The following is a 16,945-nucleotide window of genomic DNA, read 5'->3' as shown; positions in this document are numbered from 1 at the left end:
CTACGATGATTGCCGTGGCCGTAGGGTAGGCACCCCGTGCCCACGTGCGATCACGCGGCTTTGACTTCTTCGGCGCCGTGCTTCTGCTTGTAGTCGGCGACGGCCGCCTTGATGGCGTCTTCGGCCAGGATCGAGCAGTGGATCTTCACCGGCGGCAGCGCCAGTTCTTCGGCGATCTGCGTGTTCTTGATGGACAGCGCTTCGTCCAGCGATTTGCCCTTGACCCATTCGGTCACGAGCGAGCTCGATGCGATCGCCGAACCGCAGCCGTAGGTCTTGAATTTCGCGTCTTCGATGACGCCCGCTTCGTTGACCTTGATCTGCAGTTTCATCACGTCGCCGCAGGCCGGCGCGCCGACCATGCCGGTGCCGACGTCGTCGGAGTTCTTGTCGAACGAGCCGACGTTGCGCGGGTTTTCGTAGTGGTCGAGGACCTTGTCGGAATATGCCATGGTAGTACTCCTTCGTGTTCGGTTCGGTGAATTAGTGGGCGGCCCACTGGATCGAGTTCAGGTCGATGCCGTCCTTGTGCATTTCCCACAGCGGCGACAGTTCGCGCAGCTTGCCGACCTTGGACTTCAGCAGGTTGACGGCGAAGTCGATGTCTTCTTCGGTCGTGAAGCGGCCGATGGTGAAACGGATCGAGCTGTGTGCCAGTTCGTCGCTGCGGCCCAGGGCGCGCAGCACGTACGACGGTTCCAGGCTGGCCGACGTGCAGGCCGAACCGGACGACACGGCGATGTCCTTGATGGCCATGATCAGCGATTCGCCTTCGACGAAGTTGAACGACACGTTCAGGTTGTGCGGCACGCGGTGTTCCATGTCGCCGTTGATGTAGACCTCTTCGATCTCCGTCAGGCCCTTGGCCAGGCGGTCGCGCAGCGCTTTCACGCGCGCGGTCTCGGCATCCATCTCTTCGCGGGCGATGCGGAAGGCTTCGCCCATGCCGACGATCTGGTGCGTCGGCAGCGTGCCCGAACGCAGGCCGCGCTCGTGGCCGCCGCCGTGCATCTGCGCTTCCAGGCGCACGCGCGGCTTGCGGCGGACGTACAGCGCGCCGATGCCTTTCGGTCCATAGGTCTTGTGCGCCGTGAAGGTCATCAGGTCGACCTTGAGCTCTTCCAGGTTGATGTGCACCTTGCCGGTGGCCTGGGCGGCGTCGGAGTGGAAGATCACGCCCTTCTTGCGGCACAGTTCGCCGATTTCCTTGATCGGCTGGATCACGCCGATCTCGTTATTCACGAACATCACCGACACGAGGATGGTGTCCGGACGGATCGCCGCTTCCAGCTGCTCCAGCGAGATCAGGCCGTTGTCCTGCGGTTCCAGGTAGGTTGCCTCGAAGCCCTGGCGTTCCAGTTCGCGCACGGTGTCCAGCACGGCCTTGTGCTCGGTCTTGACCGTGATGATGTGCTTGCCTTTCGACTTGTAGAAGTGCGCCGCGCCCTTGAGTGCGAGGTTGTTCGATTCGGTCGCGCCCGAGGTCCAGATGATCTCGCGCGGATCGGCGCCGACGAGTGCCGCGACCTGCGCGCGCGCTTCCTCGACGGCCGCCTCGGCGCTCCAGCCGTACGCGTGGCTGCGCGAGGCCGGGTTGCCGAACTGCTCGCGCAGGTACGGGATCATCTTGTCCGCCACGCGCGGGTCGATCGGCGTCGTGGCCGAATAATCCATGTAGATCGGGAAATGCGGCGCAGTCGCGAAGCTCTGCTCGATTTTTTTGTCCAAGGGCGCGTTCATCAGTTCACTCCAATATGCTTAGCTTCAGTATTTTCCGACGGCGCGGGGCGGTGCATCACCACGACGTTCTGTTCTTTCTGCTTCTGCTGGTCGACGAGGTCCTGCAGCGTGACGGAATCCAGGAAATCGACCATCTTGGCATTCAGCGTGGCCCACAGCTCGTGCGTCATGCAGCGGGTGCCGCTGGCAGCGTCGGCGCCGTGGCAGTTTTCCTTGCCGCCGCACTGGGTCGCATCGATCGGCTCGTCGACGGCGATGATGATGTCGGCGACGGTCACCTTGTCGGCAGTGCGCGCCAGGCTGTAGCCGCCGCCCGGGCCGCGCACCGACTCGACGATCTCGTGCCGGCGCAGCTTGCCGAACAACTGCTCCAGATAGGACAGCGAAATGGCCTGGCGCTGGCTGATGCCCGACAGCGTGACCGGACCATTGCCCTGGCGCAGGGCGAGATCGATCATCGCGGTAACAGCAAAACGGCCTTTGGTGGTCAGACGCATCACAACCCCGGTTGGTTTTCCAGACAGTGTTAAAATCTTGCTTCTCTTCAACCAGTCAAGCTTTCATCTGTCCCCAAGGACATTCGGAAAAGCCTGATTAGTTGATCGATTTAGTCAAGTATAGCGTATTTCGCCAGCCTTTGCTTGGCGCCCCCTTTTCAGCTGCGGCGCAGCAAATGCATCGGGCCGAACAGTTGCTGCATGCCCGCGTGACGAATGAACGACAGGTTGTACGGGTGCTCGGCGTGGATCTGCGGCAAGCCCGCCGTTTCCGGCACCTTGTTCAGCTGCTCGGCGATCTTGCCCCACAGGACCAGCGTCGGCTTGTCGGCCCGCGCCGCCAGCGCGGCGAACACGGCCCGCTGGAACGGCACCCAGGCGCGCGCTTCCTGCACCGGAGGCACGTGCTTGCGGAACACGAGGGCCGCATTCAACAGCAGGAAACCGTGGCCGAGCAGGTTGTCCTGCAACTCGGCCAGCGTCCGGATCGCACCGTTCGCCTCGGCTGCCTTCGCGACGGGCGCCAGCGCCGCGCCGCCCGTGTCGTCCGGGCTCAGCTGGCCGTCGGCCACGAGCAGCATCTTCATGAAGTTGCGCAGCGACGTCGCGCGGTTGACGGGCTTCGACAGGCCCGTGTCCGACCACAGCGGCCCGACCGCGCCATCCATGAAGCACACGCCCGTCGCGCTCTCTTCGCGCGGATACGGGCCCTCGCCCACCAGCACGTAGCGCACGGCGGGCAGCGGCAGGGCGAACGCGGCGAACAGGCGGCCGGCCGTCGGCAGGTAATGGTCGTTCGCCAGATCCGGCAGGTAGGCGGGCGTGGCGCGCATCATCGCGTCGAGGCCGGCAATGAGATGCGGGCGCCAGGAAGCGTCGGCGCGCTCCAGGGCAGCGGCGATGGTCGGGGGAACGGCGGCGGAATTGGCGTGGTCCGGCATGGCATCGATCACGGTTGAAAAGGGGCAGATTGTAGCCGAGCCGGGTTCGCACAAGTCCTTCATTTACGGGCTGTTCCGCAAGTCAACGTAGCGTCCGACATGCGCGAATGCGTGCATCATGCATCTCCGTCTTAACGCCGTGTGAACGTATCGAGGAGGTTCAAATGCAGACCATTCAGGATGTGATGACCCGCGACGTGCAAAGCATTTCGCCGCAGGAAACCGTGCAGCGCGCCGCGCAGATGATGGATGAACTGAACGTGGGATCGATCCCTGTGCTGGACGGCCAGAGGCTGGTCGGCATGATCACCGACCGCGACATCACGGTCCGCTCGACCGCGGCCGGCCAGGCGCCGGGACAGACGCGCGTGGGCGACGTGATGAGCACCGACGTGCGCACCTGCGCGCCCAACCAGACGGTGGACGAGGTGCTGGGACAGATGGGCGACGTGCAGATCCGCCGCGTGCCCGTCGTCGACACGGCGTCGCACGAGGTGGTCGGCATCGTCTCGCTGGGCGACATGGCGGCCAAGCATTCGGCCGGCATCGACCACACGCTGGAAGAAATCTCGACGCCGGCCGAGCCGGATCGCTCGACCACCGGGTCGCAGACGCGGCACTGACGGCGGCGGAGGACCGCGCGGCGGGCCCACCCGCCGCCGCGCGGTCCGTCTTATTCCGCGTCCGGCTGGTGGGACGGATGCGCCGCCACGAAGGCCGGGATCTCCACGCAGGCCGCGTTGATGCGCGCGATGTTCGGATAGGCCGAGATGTCGACGCCCTGGCGCTGCGCATTGAACACCTGCGGCACGAGGAAGCAGTCGGCGATGGTCGGCAGGTAGCCGTGGCACAGCGGCCCCGCGCTGGGGTCGCGCGCCAGGTGTTTTTCCAGCACGTCGAGACCGCCCAGCAGCCAGTGACGATACCACTGTGTCTTGACCTCTTCCGACAGGCCGAGGTCGTTCACGAGATAGCGCAGCACGCGCAGGTTGTTGACCGGATGGATGTCGCAGGCGACGATCTGCGCCAGCTCGCGCACGCGCGCACGCCCGGCGGCATCCTTGGGCAGCAGCGGCACCTCCGGGTACTCGTCCTCCAGGTACTCGAGGATCGCCATCGATTGCGTCAGCGTGATGTAGTCGTCCTGGAAGGTGGGGACGAGGCCGCTGGGATTCATCTTGACGTAGTTCGCCTGCAGCTGTTCGCCGCCGCCGCGCAGCAGGTGCACCGGAACCGCATCGTACTGGAGCCCCTTGAGGTTGAGCGCGATACGCACCCGGTACGCGGCAGAACTGCGGAAATAGGTATAGAGCTTCATTCCTTCCTCCCGTGATAGTGTGCAACCTCCTGGTCGATGGCGCCGAAGACACTGGCGCCGTCGGCATCGAACATCTCGATACGGACAGTATCGCCGAAGCGCAGGAACGGCGTGCTGGGCGCCCCGTGCTCGATCGTTTCGTACATACGCAGCTCGGCCAGGCAGCAATACCCCACGCCGCCGTTGGCGATGCTCGAGCCGTGCAGGCTGCCCTGCTTGTTCGACACCGTGCCCGAACCGATGATGGAACCGGCACCGAGCTCGCGCGTCTTCGCGGCGTGCGCGATCAGTTGGGCGAAGCTGAACGTCATGTCGTCGCCCGCGTTCGGACGGCCGAACGGCGCGTCGTTCAGCGTCACCTGCAACGGCAGGCACAGCTTGCTGTCGCGCCAGGCATCGCCGAGCTCGTCCGGTGTCACGGCCACCGGAGAGAACGCGCTGGCCGGCTTCGACTGGAAGAAGCCGAAGCCCTTTTCCAGTTCCTTGGGGATCAGGTTGCGCAGCGATACGTCGTTGACCAGCATGACGAGGCGGATGGCCTGCGCCGCCTTCTCGATGCTCGCGCCCATGGGCACGTCGCCGGTGACGACCGCCACTTCGGCTTCCAGGTCGACGCCCCACTCCTCGGACAGCACGGCAATCGGATCGCACGGGCCGACGAAGGAGTCCGAGCCGCCCTGGTACATCAACGGGTCCGTGTAGAACGACGGCGGCACCTGGGCGCCGCGCGCCTTGCGCACGAGTTCCACGTGGTTGATGTAGGCCGACCCGTCGGCCCACTGGAAGGCGCGCGGCAGCGGCGAGGCGCACTCTTCCTCGATGAAGGATTCCGCCCCGGCGGCGGTGCCGGCATTCAGCTGGTCGTAGACCTGGAGCAGCCGCGGCGCGACGTGATCCCAGTCGTCCAGCGCCTGCTGCAGGGTGCGGGCGATCTTGGGGACGGCCTGGCAGGTGACCAGGTCGCGGCTGACGACGACGAGCGTACCGTCGCGGCCGCCCGACTTCAGGGTAGCGAGTTTCATGGCGTTTCCTTCAACGATTTAATGTTTCCGCCATTAAAAAGTAAAACGGACTATCATACAAACAATATTTTCCGCTCTATTTATCGGACTTTCTGATGAATCCCACCCTGCGCCAGATGCGCGCCTTCGTTGCCCTGGCAAAGACCGGTAACTTTACGCTTGCGGCGCAGTACATGCACGTTACACAGTCCGCTTTGTCCGGTTTGATCAAAGAGTTGGAACAAACTCTCGGCGTCCGTGTCGTCGACCGCAATACGCGGCGTATCGCACTCACCGAAACGGGAAACGAGCTGTACCCCCTATTCAGCCAGATGATCGACGACCTCGACCGTGCGCTTACGAACATTGCGGACCAGGCGCAACTGAGGAAAGGCATCGTGCGCGTGGCGGTGCCCCAGTTGATGGCCTGCACCCTGCTGCCGCAGGTGATCGCCGCGTGGCGTACGCGCTACCCGGACATCGGCATCAGCCTGTCCGATTCGCCGGTCGAGGCCGTGACGACGCGCGTGCTGTCCGGCGAGACGGATTTCGGCATCGGCCCGGAACGCGACGGCGCCCCGCAACTGGAAGCGCGCGAGTTGATGGAGATGCCGTTCGAAGCCGTCGTGCCGCACGATCACCCCCTGGCGAAGCACAGCCGGCTCGGCTGGAGCGACCTGGCCGCGCATCCGCTGATCTCGCTGCGCGGCCAGTTCACGGAGCGTCTGCTGGCGGATATGGCGCGGCGAAGCGCCGGCGCAAAAGGCGGCGGCACGGGCACGGATGACGGCGTGCGTGATGACAGGAGCGATGCCGGACGCGACGGCCGCAGCGATGGCCGCAGCGATGGCCGCAGCAACGACGGCAGCGACGGCCGCAACAACGACGGCAGCGATGGCCGCAGCAACGGCCGAACCAACGGCCGCAGCGATGGCCGCAGCAACATCCGTACCGCCGATCTGCGCGACGTCGCCCTGCGGCCGGCCCACGAAGTCACGTACATGACCACCGCGCTGGCCATGGTCGCGTCCGGCCTCGGCGTGACGGTCTGCATGCCGTACGCCGCGCCGCTCGTGCGGCTGCACGGCCTGCGCATGCTGCCGCTCGACGCGCCGGTATTGACGCGCCGTTTCTTCGTCTACACGCGCGAGCAGCGGTCGGTGTCGCCGGCGGCGGCCGCGTTCATCGCCTTCCTGTTCGACTGGGTCGGCGCGGCCGACAACCCCGCGGGCGCGCTGCGGCCGCGCTAGAATGCAGGTTCCACCACGCAACCTCCTGTCATCGATGTCCCACAACACCATCGCGATCAACCGGCGCATGGGCAAGTTCGACAACCACGCCAGCGTCTGGCTGTTCGGCTACGGCTCCCTCATCTTCAAGGCCGACTTCCCGTACCTCGAGCGGCGCCCCGCCAGCATCGAGGGCTGGACCCGGCGCTTCTGGCAAGGCTCGCACGACCACCGCGGCACGGAGGCGGCGCCGGGCCGCGTCGTGACCCTCGTGCCGGACGCCGCTGCGACCTGCCACGGCATGGCCTACCTCGTCACGCCCGAGGAATTCGCCCACCTCGATTACCGCGAAAAGAACGGCTACCTGCGCCTGGCGACCGACATCCGCTTCGAGGACGGCGGCAGCGCCGAAGGCCTCGTCTACATCGCCACGCACGAGAACGCGGCCTACCTCGGCCCGGCGAGTGAGCGCGACATTGCGCTGCAGATCGCCTCCGCGCGTGGCCCGAGCGGGCCGAACAGCGAATACCTGCTGGAACTGGCCAAGGCCCTGCGCGCACTCGGCAAGCCCGACCCGCATGTGTTTGAGATCGAGCGCCACCTGGAAGAGTTCCAGCGCCGGGTTTGATCCCGCACGAATCCATCGTTGCCGTGCGCGGCGCGGCGTTGTGTTCTAATCCTGTCGGGCCATATGCCCGTCAGGAGACCACGATGCAGGAGCCGCAGCAGCCACCGTCCCGCCCGCCGTCGGCCAGCGAACTCGACGAAGACACGCTGGCCTTCGTTCGCAAGGTCTTCCACTTCGCGCGCACCGGCGAGGCCGGGGAACTCGCGACCTTGCTGGACCAGCACTTGCCGCCCAACCTGCGCAACGAACGCGGCGACAGCCTGCTGATGCTGGCCTGCTACCACGGCCATGCGGACGCGGCCCGCGTGCTGCTGGAACACGGCGCCGATCCGGAACTCATGAACGACGCCGGCCAGACCCCGCTCGCCGGCGCCGCGTTCAAGGGCGACACGGCGATCGCGACCCTGCTGCTGGACCACGGCGCGGCGGTCGACAACGCGGGCCCGAACGGCAAGACGGCACTGATGTTCGCCGCCATGTTCAACCGCGTGGACATCGTCCGCCTGCTGCTGGCGCGCGGCGCCGATCCTTTCCGCCCGGACGCGGACGGGAATGCGCTCCTCGACGCGGCACGCAGGATGGGCGCGGCCGACACGGCCGAACTGCTGGCGGCCGTGACCAGCGAGCGCTGACGGGCCGTTCGTTTCGCGGCACCGCCGGGTGCTGCCGGACGCGCCGCGCGCACGTCGCGGGCCGTCGCCATGCGCTACACTGGGCCGCCGGCCATCGCTGCCGGGCCTGAGATGACTGTTCATGGAGAAATCGATGTCGATGGAATGGGAACGCCTGGTCTCGACGATGCGCCTGGGCCGCGAGGATGACGAGGGCGACGGCGGCAGCCGCACGGGCTATCTGCGCGACTGGGACCGGCTCGTGTATTCGAGCGCGTTCCGGCGCCTGCAGGACAAGACGCAGGTGTTCCCGCTGTCGGACAGCGATTACGTGCGCACGCGCCTCACCCACAGCATCGAGGTGTCGTCCGTCGGCCGTTCGCTGGGCATGCTGTGCGGCGAATTCATCAAGGAGCGCGCGCCGGCATTGTCGATGGCACCGCAGGACTTCGGCAGCATCGTGGCCGCCGCCTGCCTCGCCCACGACATCGGCAACCCGCCGTTCGGCCATTCCGGCGAGGCCGCGATCCAGTCGTGGTTCGCCGAGCATGCCGATCGCTGGCTCGCCGGCCTGACCGAGCGCGAGCGCCAGGACTTCCTGCGCTTCGAGGGCAATGCCCAGGGCTTCCGCCTCGTGACGCGGCTGCAGAATGCCGTCGACCACGGCGGCTTCCAGCTGACCTATGCCGTGCTGGCCGCGTTCATGAAGTACCCGCGCGCCTCCGACCTGGCATCGGCGAAAGACAGGATCAGCGAAAAGAAATTCGGCTATTTCGCGGACGATGCCGCCACCGCGGAACGCATCGCCACGCGGGTCGGCCTCGTGCGCAAGAGTCCGGGCGCATGGGCGCGCCACCCGCTCGCGTTCGTGATGGAGGCCGCGGACGACATCTGCTACGGCATCGTCGACCTGGAAGACGGCCATCGCCTCGGCCGCGTCTCGTTCGACGAAGCGCACGGCCTGCTGTGGCCCATCGCCTTTCCCGATGGCGCAAGCGCGAGCCCATCCTATCGACAACTGGCCGACGACACGGGCCGCGTGGAATACCTGCGCGCCCGCGCCATCGGCCATCTCGTGGCGGCCGCGCTGGACGTGTTCCGCGCGCACTACGACGCGATCATCGACGGCCGCTTCGAACAGGATCTCGCCGGCGCGTCCCGCTTCGCGCCCGAGCTCAAGGCGATCGCCATGCTGTCGCGCGACCGTATCTACGCGACGCCCTCGGTGCTGCAGATCGAAGCGGCCGGCTTCGAGATCCTCGGCGGCCTGCTGGGCAAGATCGTGCCCGCGCTCGTCAAGCCGGAAGCGGATCGCTCGGCGGCCGACCGCAAGATCGCGCAGATCATTCCGCAACAATTCAGCCGCGGCGCCACGCCGTACGCGCGCCTGCTCGGCGCGACCGACTACATTTCCGGGATGACGGACAGCTTCGCGCTGAAGCTGTTCCGGCGCCTGCACGGGATCGAACTGCCGGGCACGATCGTCTAGGCGCGCCGCGCGGGTCAGCGCACGGCGCCGTCGAGCACGCGCCGCACCTGCCGTGCCCGCTCCTCCACGCTGCCGCGCACGACGGTGTACGGAATGCCGCGCGCAGCGAGATCCCGCAACACGAGTTGCTGGATGCGTTCGCGCCACGCCTCGTTCTCGCGCACGGCCTGTTCCTCGTACGGGATGTCGTCGGCGCAGACGAACGTGTGGGCATAGCGCGCCCGGCAATCGTCGGCACAGCGCAGCAACTCGGCCGGCGGCGGGTCGCCGACCTGGTGGAACTCGATGCCCAGCAACAGCGTGGTCAACGCATTCGTGTCGACGAACAGCCAGCGTCGCGCCTGCGCCATGGCCTCGTCCTCGGCCGCGCGGTGCTTGACGGCGATGTCGACATAATCGTCCGGCCCCAGCCGGCCCTGCTTTTCTTCCCAGATGAAGCGGCCGATCTCGGGCACGGCGACGGTATCGTAGGCGTGCGCCAGATAGTTGGACAACGTCGACTTTCCGGTCGACTCCGCGCCGACGAAGACGACACGCTGGACGTCGTTCGCCGCCCTGTCGTTCGTCACCGCGCCGTTCGTTACCTTGTCCGTCGCACTGCCCTGCTCCACCATATCCGCCTGCCGATCGCGCCAAAGAGCGCAATCGTAGCCGAGAGCATGCATCCTCACAACCCGGTGGCGTCGGCGCTGTGAGTCCAGTCCAGCACGTTATGATGTCGGCAACACAAACCAGCCCGCGCAGGCGCCGCCATGACACTGTCCCTTCACGCCGACGACTATCTGCTCCGCCCACTGGTCCCGACGGATGCCCCGGCGATGGCCGCGGCCGTCCGCGAATCGATGGCGAGCCTCGGCCCATGGATGCCCTGGGCCCATGCCGCCTACGACGAGGCCGATGCGCTGGCCTGGATCGCGGCCTGCGCCACCGCGCGTGCGGACGGCACCGCGCACGAGTTCGGCATCTTCCGCCGGGACGGCCACCACTACATCGGCGCGGCGGGCCTGAACCAGTTCAATCGTTCCCACCACCTCTGCAACCTCGGCTACTGGGTCCGCGCATCGGCCCGGCGTCAGGGCGCGGGGCTGGCAGCCATCCGTGCGCTGGCATGCTTCGCCTTCGACCGCCTCGGCCAGACGCGCGTCGAGATCGTCGTCGCCGACGGCAACCTGTCCAGCCTCGCCCTCGCCCGCAAGGCCGGCGCCATCCACGAATGCCTGGCGCGCAACCGCCTCAACCTGCACGAACGGCCCGTCGCGGCGCACGTACTGTCGCTGGTGCCGGAGACGCTTTAAAACAAATCCATCTGCGCCGCCGCCGCGCTGGTCGGCCTGACGACCGTTTTCGGCACCACCAGCGGGCGCCGGAATTGCGACGGATCGCAGGTGTTGAACCGGCTCATGCGGCCTTCGAGCCCCAGGCGCTTGACGGCCTTCGTGAAGCGCTGGCGGATCAGGTCGGCCCAGATGCCCTCGCCCGTCATGCGCTTGCTGAAATCGCTGTCGTAGTCCTTGCCGCCGCGCATGTCGCGGATGCGGTTCATCACGCGCTGGGCCCGGTCGGGGAAGTGGGCGTGCAGCCATTGCTGGAACAGCGGGTTCACTTCCCACGGCATGCGCAGCACCGTGTAGTGGGCGCCGACGGCCCCGGCGTCCTTCGCGGCTTCCAGGATGCGCTCGATTTCCGGCTCCGTGACGAACGGGATGATCGGCGCGACGCTCACGCTGACGGGGATGCCGGCCTCCGTCAGGGTGCGGATCGCGCGCAGGCGGCGCGCGGGCGCGGCCGCGCGCGGCTCGAGCGTGCGCGAGATCTCGCCGTCCAGCGTCGTCAGCGTGATGGCGGCGCAGGCCAGGCCTTTTTCGGCCATCGGCGCGATCAGGTCGATGTCGCGTTCGATCAGCGCCGACTTGGTGATCAGGCCGTACGGATGCTGGCATTCGGACAGCACTTCCAGCACCTCGCGCGTGAGGCGGCGCTCGCGCTCGCAGGGCTGGTACGCGTCCGTGTTGACGCCGATGGCGATGTTTTCCGGGACGTAGCCCGGACGCGCCAGCTCGCGCCGCAGCAGGTCGGCCGCGTTCACCTTGGCGAAGATGCGGCTTTCGAAATCGAGGCCCGGCGACAGGCCCAGATAGGCGTGCGTGGGCCGCGCGAAGCAGTAGATGCAGCCGAAGCTTATCCGCAATGTAGCCACTAGACACATACTGTGTTTAAGGGCTTTCCAATGTTAGCTAGAGGCATATTGATCTTTGAATAGGTTTTTTTCTGGACAATTAGTGTCGATCAAGGTTGTCCAGCGCTCAGGTTTCGTGTTTTCGTCGTTTCCCCCGTTTGGCTTGTAGAGTGTCTAGTGGCCAAACGGATTCGTAAGCTAGCTTTCTCGCACTTACTGACATTGGATCTGTCTGACTGTCCTCTGACAGTGAGGCCGTAGCCTCGGCGAAGGACGAGGCGAAGACCCGCGCCCGCGTCGAGCATGTGTTAGCCGGACTGGCGCAGCTCAGTGGAAAGGTTTGCGCGCGATCGGTCTGCCTCGCGCCACGGCGCAGCTCAACTGAGAGGTCGCTGCCTACAATTTGCAGCGCCTGGTTTCCTGAAGGAGGCCAGGATCGCGTCGTTCTGACGCCCACGGACTGTCTTTACCACCGAAATTGCGTACTACAGCGCGTCAAACCGACCCGGATACGGCACTGCTCACGCACCGCCGTATATATTTCACGCTTTCGCCTTACTTTCGCTTTACTAAGGTTGCAAGAATCGCTGGTTATTCGAGGTTCCGTGATATCGCCTATACCCTGTTGTCAAATTCCTTAAGACCAAACTAAATGTAATGCAAAGAGCTCGCCTTATAATGACCCACTCGACGCAGACATGCCCGAGCTAGCAACTTAACAGGATCAATAATTTCTACGCCCAGCAAGTTCTCTTCCCGTACCGCCATCGAAAGTTCTGTGCAACCAAGAACTATTTTTCCGACGCCATAATCCCGCAGCATGCGGCGGATTACTTCGACAATAAGCTCCCTCGCCTGCGGTTTTACCACTGCACCGGAAGCTTTAATTCCAAATTCCGGATCGAAAATTGCCGATGTAACAAGGTCTTGATCATTATCATTAGGCGTCACTATAACGTCAACACTACCATCAAAATAACGAGAGTAAAGGCCCGAACGTATAGTCGCCTTTGTTGCCAGAAGCCCGACCTTCTCCGCGCGCGATCCGCTCTTCAAATATGACACCACATTATCAACCATATTAATTAAAGGCAGCGTAGTGTCACGTTCAATTTCATCAAAATATATGTGAGCAGTGTTGCAAATAATGACGCCAAAATCAGCTCCGGCTGTCGCCAGCTTATCAATAGACGAGATTATTGATGGTAGAGGACTGGCTGTACCCTCAAGATAAGCATCTACTCGACTCGGGATAAGTGGATCCGAATACAAAACAAAACTTGGATAGTCCACATCTCCACGCACAGCCGAACTCAGCTCAACCAACGTTTGCGCGAAATAAATCCCTGCCGCAGTCCCCATACCGCCTAAAATACCGATTTTCCTTTGCATAATTACTAAACACCTCAATGCATGTAGATCGTAAACATCGCACAAACGCAGACCATTCCCATTGGTCAGAGGCGTACAATAGAGCTTACCCCGTGAGCTATCGGCATAAACTCACACTTAGTCATATCCAATTCGCAAGCGAATATACCATGGACGTCAATGCTCGTATCCGAGATATCGAAAAAACTAACATTCATGCTTTCTCCGAGATATCTCCGACAAATATGTTTGTGAGAAGGTGTGAGAAGTCGTGACAAGTCCGCAACGCACATTGTGTCTAGTGTCAACAAGCCTAGTTTAATCAAACATTCCTTGGCACACCACAGACGGCGCGCCCCCCCCTCCTTTAACGCATCCGACGTCGGATCAATATCGACTTGCCTTAATATTGACAACTCACTTGATGTCATAACCGTTTCCAACACTGAGTCATCTAACCGCTCAGCCACATTACTCTCGACGTCAATAGCAATTGCCACTTCGCCAACTGCCGCCGCCACAACTCCGATCGTGTGGCTAAGCGATAAATGGATATGCGGGTGCCCTCGTAAAAACGGCTTCCCATGATTACCGCCGCAGTCAGAACAAACCTGCCCAATCATCAATCTTTCGGGTACAGAACCCACAACATGCGACGCGACTTCCCGGACGAGCCAATGTGCCGCGATATAATCATCTCGGTCAGAGCGCGCAGCAAAGCTGCTCGCTCGATCAAGCTCGTAAGGAGCCATCCAATCTGTCTCTGCAGGGATACGTGACAGCACCACGGGAGTCAAGCCCAGCGAATAATACGCCAACGATTTCATAACCCAATACTTTAAACGAAATAAGAAAGCAACCGTACAGACACAGGAAACGATAACTTCTAAAAATAGACCAACAATTATATAACCTATCAAACTGCCGCTGATCATTAGCAATACACAGTAAAAGCTCAACATCAGCCAGTACTGCGTCGGCAATACGAGCTCCGCACCGGTAACGCGACCCTTTTGCCTTCCTCAGCACAACTACATTGCTAAAATGAATCTATCACTACAGACACATGCCGCATAGTACCCTGCCGGACAGGGCATCGCAGAAAGCCACCATTGCCCAAAATCCGGAACATTAACGACCTCCACAAGGCGACCAGCTTCAACTATACTAATTCTTCTCGCCAACGCGGAAAGCCCGCAGCCGATCGCCTTGAGTAAAGCTTCCTTCCTGACCCAAATATTATAAAAGCTGACTAAAGGATCAACTCCCCCAGTGGACCTTAAATAATTAATTTCTGCGGGAGAAAACACACGGCTTGCTACATCCACATAGTCCGCGATCTCTTTATGAGACTCAATATCAATACCGACATTCATCTCGTTAGCGATGCAGAACACGACATACTCATCACTATGAGACAGGTTAAAATCAACCCTATCGATACCAACGATCACCGGTTTACCATACCTTTTTATATCGAAAACTATCTCGCTCGGGTCTTTCCCAAGAAAATTTCCCACAAATCGACGAAGTCCTGCTCTCGATAATAAAAAACGAGTTTGCGCAGGCGGAAAAGTATATCTCTCGGCCTCGAGTATATCCGACGACAGGAGCAAATTCTCAAAATCTCCGCTACTAAGCGACATCCATTGCACATGTAACGTTTTCACGCCAAATTTCCGGGCTCAGATTCCGCTCCATTCAGTATCCTTATGTAGTCCTGGATAACTGGAACATAGCCAGGCCTTTGCGCAAGCAAAGCCCCCTTTTGAGCGAAAGACTCAGAAACGAACCCAGTCATCATCAAAGCCATACGCATCGGCCGATTACGCCCAGTATCACGAAACAATACGCTAAGGAACGAACCCTGCGTCAACGCCTGTAGTGCCAAGTAATTTAACAGAACCGGTCCTATCCCTCGAGAAAGCACTCGACATGACACCAACAACAACTCCAACACCCAATCCCCGCTCGTATCCACTAAGGCGAGACCGATCTGACCATAATCACCGAACCGGTCTCTAAGGGAAAACATAAGAAAACGGTGATCACGGCTTTCCGAAAATTTTATGAGTTCCTCTTGAGAAAAAAGAACCCCTGTCGAATTAAGCTGATTGGTACGTGAGATCAGCTCTTTTACTCGTTCAATATCACCGGCAGTGACACACCGGACAGTGATTTCCAAATTTAATGAGGCAAGAAAAAGCTCGGGCGGGCCGACAAACTCTTTCTCGCTCTGCGTTCGCGCCGCATCATCCAGATACATAAGTCTACGGCGTCTAGCATCGTCAGTAACTACCGCGGGCCAAAGAAAGGGAGCTTGTAGCAGACTAGAAACTTCACCAGCATGAACAACCCGAACATCAGGATGCGCATGTGTGACTTCAGCAAGTTCAAATTCTTGATCATCTACAAACAAAATACTATCCAAGCCGATATTCAACTTCTCTGCGAGAAGAGAAACACTAGCGGATTTAGGCGACCAATGTATTTGCGGATGCAAAAAATACTCGGCCACCCCTATTTTCTTCAGATGAGAAATAGCAACATCATGATCATTTTTGCTAGCTATGGACTGCAACACCCCCAAACTGTCCAGCTGCTTAATTATATTTACCACATGATCGAAAGGCCTCGGAGACAGATCCTCGAGTAAAATTCCATCCCAAAGGGTCAAATCAAGATCCCAAACAATCAACTTTACCTGTTTGACAGGATATTCACATGTCGTATTGACATCACTCACATTCGACCTCTCACCTAAACTGACGAAATCAAGCTACAGATCATTGTCTCTAGTACGTCCGAGCTCCCTTCGATAATTTCTGTGACTTTGGCGTCACGAAGCAATCTTTCAAGCCCGGTTTCGGTCAATAAGCCTCTAGCGCCATGTATCTGAATAGCCTCATTTGCGGCATAAACTGCTCCTTTTGACGCTGCGTACTTCGCAAGCATGGTCTCGAGAAGTGAGTCCGGCGAGCCTTCATCCCGTAATCTCCCAGCTTCCGTCGCAAGCAACCTGGTGACGCGCGATACGGCCAGCATTTTTGTAATACGCGCCGCAACTTGAGGATGGTCCTTAATACGCTTATCGAACTGATACCGAGCATTGGAAAACTCAAGGCTCTTTCTAACGCAAGCCTCGATAATACCGATACTCCCCCAAGCAACAGAATAGCGTCCAAAGTCGAGTGCAGTGGCGGCAACGTGAGACACGCCGAACCCCGGACGGCCAACTATCGCATTCTTAGGAACCCTACAACCGTCGAATCGCAGGTTCGCCATCATCGCGCCTCGAGTACCAACCATCGAAGGAACAGCCTCCTTTATAAGATTCGGACAATCGCCGTTCACAAGCACGGCGGTTGAAGCGCCCGCTAGAACCCCGAATACAAGGATATAAGCAGCCCGAGCGCCAAAACTAATCCAACGTTTCTCGCCAAACAAAAGCAGATCAGCCCCATCCTCTTGAATAGACAACTCAATCGCCTTAGCATCACTGCCGGCATTCGCCTCGGACATAGCGAATGCCGTCAAACCAGCACTCGAGGTAAAGCGCCGAAGAAAATCTCCTTTCAACTTGTCGCTGCCCCAACGCGCGACCGAAGTTGTGACCAATCCATGAACAGTTAGCAAAGTTCGGGTAGCAGAACAGGATCTTGCAATCTCTGCGGTCAGTTCACCATACTGTGCCTGACTCATTCCCATACCGCCATATTCAGGCGATACAAGTGCGCCAAGATAGCCAGCATCGCTTAACGCATCAATCACATCATCACTCAAACACCCGGTGCGATCGGCAGCTTCGGCGAACGGCGCAACGCGTTCGGACGCGAATCTCGCGAATTCCTTTTTTCTGTCCGCGCTGGGAAGATTATTGTCCACGGGATATGCTCTTCGCCTCAACGAATTTGCAAATATTCATTACCGAACTAAAATTCTCA

19 protein-coding genes are annotated in these 16,945 nt (G+C 60.9%); 6 read left to right on the top strand and 13 right to left on the bottom strand.

The features are described 5' to 3' along the window. Positions 1-50: 50 nt before the first annotated feature. The 4 genes from iscU to ASC93_RS12635 all read right to left on the bottom strand — a co-directional run bounded on the left by iscU (position 51) and on the right by ASC93_RS12635 (position 3,178). Positions 51-452, bottom strand: coding sequence for a Fe-S cluster assembly scaffold IscU (gene iscU / locus ASC93_RS12650; RefSeq protein WP_056442092.1), 402 nt, complete (start codon positions 450-452; stop codon positions 51-53). Between the two features lie 31 nt (positions 453-483). Further along, positions 484-1,740, bottom strand: a complete 1,257-nt coding sequence (locus tag ASC93_RS12645) for an IscS subfamily cysteine desulfurase (RefSeq protein ID WP_056442090.1) — start codon at positions 1,738-1,740, stop codon at positions 484-486. Continuing rightward, a complete protein-coding gene (gene iscR / locus ASC93_RS12640; RefSeq protein ID WP_056442087.1) occupies positions 1,740-2,237 on the bottom strand; it encodes a Fe-S cluster assembly transcriptional regulator IscR in 498 nt (165 codons plus the stop codon). Before iscR ends, ASC93_RS12645 begins: the two co-directional genes overlap by 1 nt. Before the next feature lie 158 nt (positions 2,238-2,395). After that, positions 2,396-3,178, bottom strand: coding sequence for a uracil-DNA glycosylase (locus ASC93_RS12635; protein ID WP_056442085.1), 783 nt, complete (start codon positions 3,176-3,178; stop codon positions 2,396-2,398). 164 nt (positions 3,179-3,342) lie between these two features. On the opposite strand from ASC93_RS12635, the gene ASC93_RS12630 reads away from it, so the two are divergent. Further along, the gene (locus tag ASC93_RS12630; RefSeq protein ID WP_056442083.1) at positions 3,343-3,801 is read left to right on the top strand and encodes a CBS domain-containing protein; all 459 of its coding nucleotides are present in this window, start codon (positions 3,343-3,345) and stop codon (positions 3,799-3,801) included. 50 nt (positions 3,802-3,851) lie between these two features. Here ASC93_RS12630 and maiA read toward each other — a convergent pair whose 3' ends face one another. Both maiA and ASC93_RS12620 read right to left on the bottom strand, forming a co-directional pair. Further along, positions 3,852-4,496: a maleylacetoacetate isomerase gene (gene maiA / locus ASC93_RS12625; protein WP_056442080.1), complete on the bottom strand. Its 645-nt coding sequence runs from the start codon at positions 4,494-4,496 to the stop codon at positions 3,852-3,854. Then, complete coding sequence (locus ASC93_RS12620) at positions 4,493-5,518, bottom strand: fumarylacetoacetate hydrolase family protein (protein WP_056442077.1); 1,026 nt, start codon at positions 5,516-5,518, stop codon at positions 4,493-4,495. The genes maiA and ASC93_RS12620 overlap by 4 nt, the downstream gene beginning before the upstream one ends. Positions 5,519-5,613: 95 nt before the next feature. Between ASC93_RS12620 and ASC93_RS32055 the strand changes: the two genes are divergently transcribed. The 4 genes from ASC93_RS32055 to ASC93_RS12600 all read left to right on the top strand — a co-directional run bounded on the left by ASC93_RS32055 (position 5,614) and on the right by ASC93_RS12600 (position 9,454). Then, positions 5,614-6,747, top strand: coding sequence for a LysR family transcriptional regulator (locus tag ASC93_RS32055; RefSeq protein WP_082547997.1), 1,134 nt, complete (start codon positions 5,614-5,616; stop codon positions 6,745-6,747). 34 nt (positions 6,748-6,781) lie between these two features. Then, the gene (locus tag ASC93_RS12610; RefSeq protein WP_056442075.1) at positions 6,782-7,354 is read left to right on the top strand and encodes a gamma-glutamylcyclotransferase; all 573 of its coding nucleotides are present in this window, start codon (positions 6,782-6,784) and stop codon (positions 7,352-7,354) included. Between the two features lie 83 nt (positions 7,355-7,437). Continuing rightward, positions 7,438-7,986 (top strand): ankyrin repeat domain-containing protein, encoded by a 549-nt coding sequence (locus ASC93_RS12605; protein WP_056442072.1) that lies wholly within the window; start codon positions 7,438-7,440, stop codon positions 7,984-7,986. Between the two features lie 121 nt (positions 7,987-8,107). After that, positions 8,108-9,454 carry a deoxyguanosinetriphosphate triphosphohydrolase gene (locus ASC93_RS12600; RefSeq protein ID WP_056442069.1) on the top strand — a complete coding sequence of 449 codons (1,347 nt, stop codon included), beginning with the start codon at positions 8,108-8,110 and terminating at the stop codon, positions 9,452-9,454. Positions 9,455-9,468: 14 nt separating this feature from the next. On the opposite strand, the gene ASC93_RS12595 is transcribed toward ASC93_RS12600, so the two are convergent. Continuing rightward, positions 9,469-10,065: an AAA family ATPase gene (locus ASC93_RS12595; protein WP_229412699.1), complete on the bottom strand. Its 597-nt coding sequence runs from the start codon at positions 10,063-10,065 to the stop codon at positions 9,469-9,471. Positions 10,066-10,206: 141 nt separating this feature from the next. Here ASC93_RS12595 and ASC93_RS12590 point away from each other — a divergent pair, with 141 nt between their 5' ends. Next, a complete protein-coding gene (locus ASC93_RS12590; protein ID WP_056442066.1) occupies positions 10,207-10,749 on the top strand; it encodes a GNAT family N-acetyltransferase in 543 nt (180 codons plus the stop codon). On the opposite strand, the gene ASC93_RS12585 is transcribed toward ASC93_RS12590, so the two are convergent. From ASC93_RS12585 to ASC93_RS29820, 6 genes are all read right to left on the bottom strand, one after another. Further along, positions 10,746-11,651, bottom strand: a complete 906-nt coding sequence (locus tag ASC93_RS12585; protein WP_229412698.1) for a PA0069 family radical SAM protein — start codon at positions 11,649-11,651, stop codon at positions 10,746-10,748. The two genes, ASC93_RS12590 and ASC93_RS12585, sit on opposite strands and share 4 nt — an antisense overlap. 627 nt (positions 11,652-12,278) lie before the next feature. Beyond that, the gene (locus ASC93_RS29840) at positions 12,279-13,022 is read right to left on the bottom strand and encodes an aspartate/glutamate racemase family protein (protein ID WP_082547995.1); all 744 of its coding nucleotides are present in this window, start codon (positions 13,020-13,022) and stop codon (positions 12,279-12,281) included. A 65-nt stretch (positions 13,023-13,087) separates the two neighbouring features. Beyond that, positions 13,088-13,984 carry a 4'-phosphopantetheinyl transferase superfamily protein gene (locus ASC93_RS29835; RefSeq protein WP_082547994.1) on the bottom strand — a complete coding sequence of 299 codons (897 nt, stop codon included), beginning with the start codon at positions 13,982-13,984 and terminating at the stop codon, positions 13,088-13,090. A 48-nt stretch (positions 13,985-14,032) separates the two neighbouring features. After that, positions 14,033-14,671 carry a 4'-phosphopantetheinyl transferase superfamily protein gene (locus tag ASC93_RS29830; protein WP_157201896.1) on the bottom strand — a complete coding sequence of 213 codons (639 nt, stop codon included), beginning with the start codon at positions 14,669-14,671 and terminating at the stop codon, positions 14,033-14,035. After that, positions 14,668-15,747, bottom strand: a complete 1,080-nt coding sequence (locus ASC93_RS29825; protein ID WP_082547992.1) for an HAD family hydrolase — start codon at positions 15,745-15,747, stop codon at positions 14,668-14,670. The genes ASC93_RS29830 and ASC93_RS29825 overlap by 4 nt, the downstream gene beginning before the upstream one ends. Positions 15,748-15,761: 14 nt before the next feature. Continuing rightward, the gene (locus tag ASC93_RS29820) at positions 15,762-16,886 is read right to left on the bottom strand and encodes an acyl-CoA dehydrogenase family protein (RefSeq protein ID WP_157201895.1); all 1,125 of its coding nucleotides are present in this window, start codon (positions 16,884-16,886) and stop codon (positions 15,762-15,764) included. Between the last annotated feature and the right edge of the window lie 59 nt (positions 16,887-16,945).

Source organism: Massilia sp. Root335, from assembly GCF_001425685.1.
Lineage (GTDB): Bacteria > Pseudomonadota > Gammaproteobacteria > Burkholderiales > Burkholderiaceae_D > Telluria > Telluria luteola.
The sequence above is the reverse complement of the archived record's forward strand: the minus strand, read 5'-3'. Positions and strand labels throughout refer to the sequence as shown.

Coding starts and splice junctions, on each gene's coding strand:
- iscU (WP_056442092.1), bottom strand. CDS start 452: ATGGCATATTCCGACAAGGTCCTCGACCACTACGAAAACCCGCGCAAC.
- ASC93_RS12645 (WP_056442090.1), bottom strand. CDS start 1,740: ATGAACGCGCCCTTGGACAAAAAAATCGAGCAGAGCTTCGCGACTGCG.
- iscR (WP_056442087.1), bottom strand. CDS start 2,237: ATGCGTCTGACCACCAAAGGCCGTTTTGCTGTTACCGCGATGATCGAT.
- ASC93_RS12635 (WP_056442085.1), bottom strand. CDS start 3,178: ATGCCGGACCACGCCAATTCCGCCGCCGTTCCCCCGACCATCGCCGCT.
- ASC93_RS12630 (WP_056442083.1), top strand. CDS start 3,343: ATGCAGACCATTCAGGATGTGATGACCCGCGACGTGCAAAGCATTTCG.
- maiA (WP_056442080.1), bottom strand. CDS start 4,496: ATGAAGCTCTATACCTATTTCCGCAGTTCTGCCGCGTACCGGGTGCGT.
- ASC93_RS12620 (WP_056442077.1), bottom strand. CDS start 5,518: ATGAAACTCGCTACCCTGAAGTCGGGCGGCCGCGACGGTACGCTCGTC.
- ASC93_RS32055 (WP_082547997.1), top strand. CDS start 5,614: ATGAATCCCACCCTGCGCCAGATGCGCGCCTTCGTTGCCCTGGCAAAG.
- ASC93_RS12610 (WP_056442075.1), top strand. CDS start 6,782: ATGTCCCACAACACCATCGCGATCAACCGGCGCATGGGCAAGTTCGAC.
- ASC93_RS12605 (WP_056442072.1), top strand. CDS start 7,438: ATGCAGGAGCCGCAGCAGCCACCGTCCCGCCCGCCGTCGGCCAGCGAA.
- ASC93_RS12600 (WP_056442069.1), top strand. CDS start 8,108: ATGGAGAAATCGATGTCGATGGAATGGGAACGCCTGGTCTCGACGATG.
- ASC93_RS12590 (WP_056442066.1), top strand. CDS start 10,207: ATGACACTGTCCCTTCACGCCGACGACTATCTGCTCCGCCCACTGGTC.
- ASC93_RS29840 (WP_082547995.1), bottom strand. CDS start 13,022: ATGCAAAGGAAAATCGGTATTTTAGGCGGTATGGGGACTGCGGCAGGG.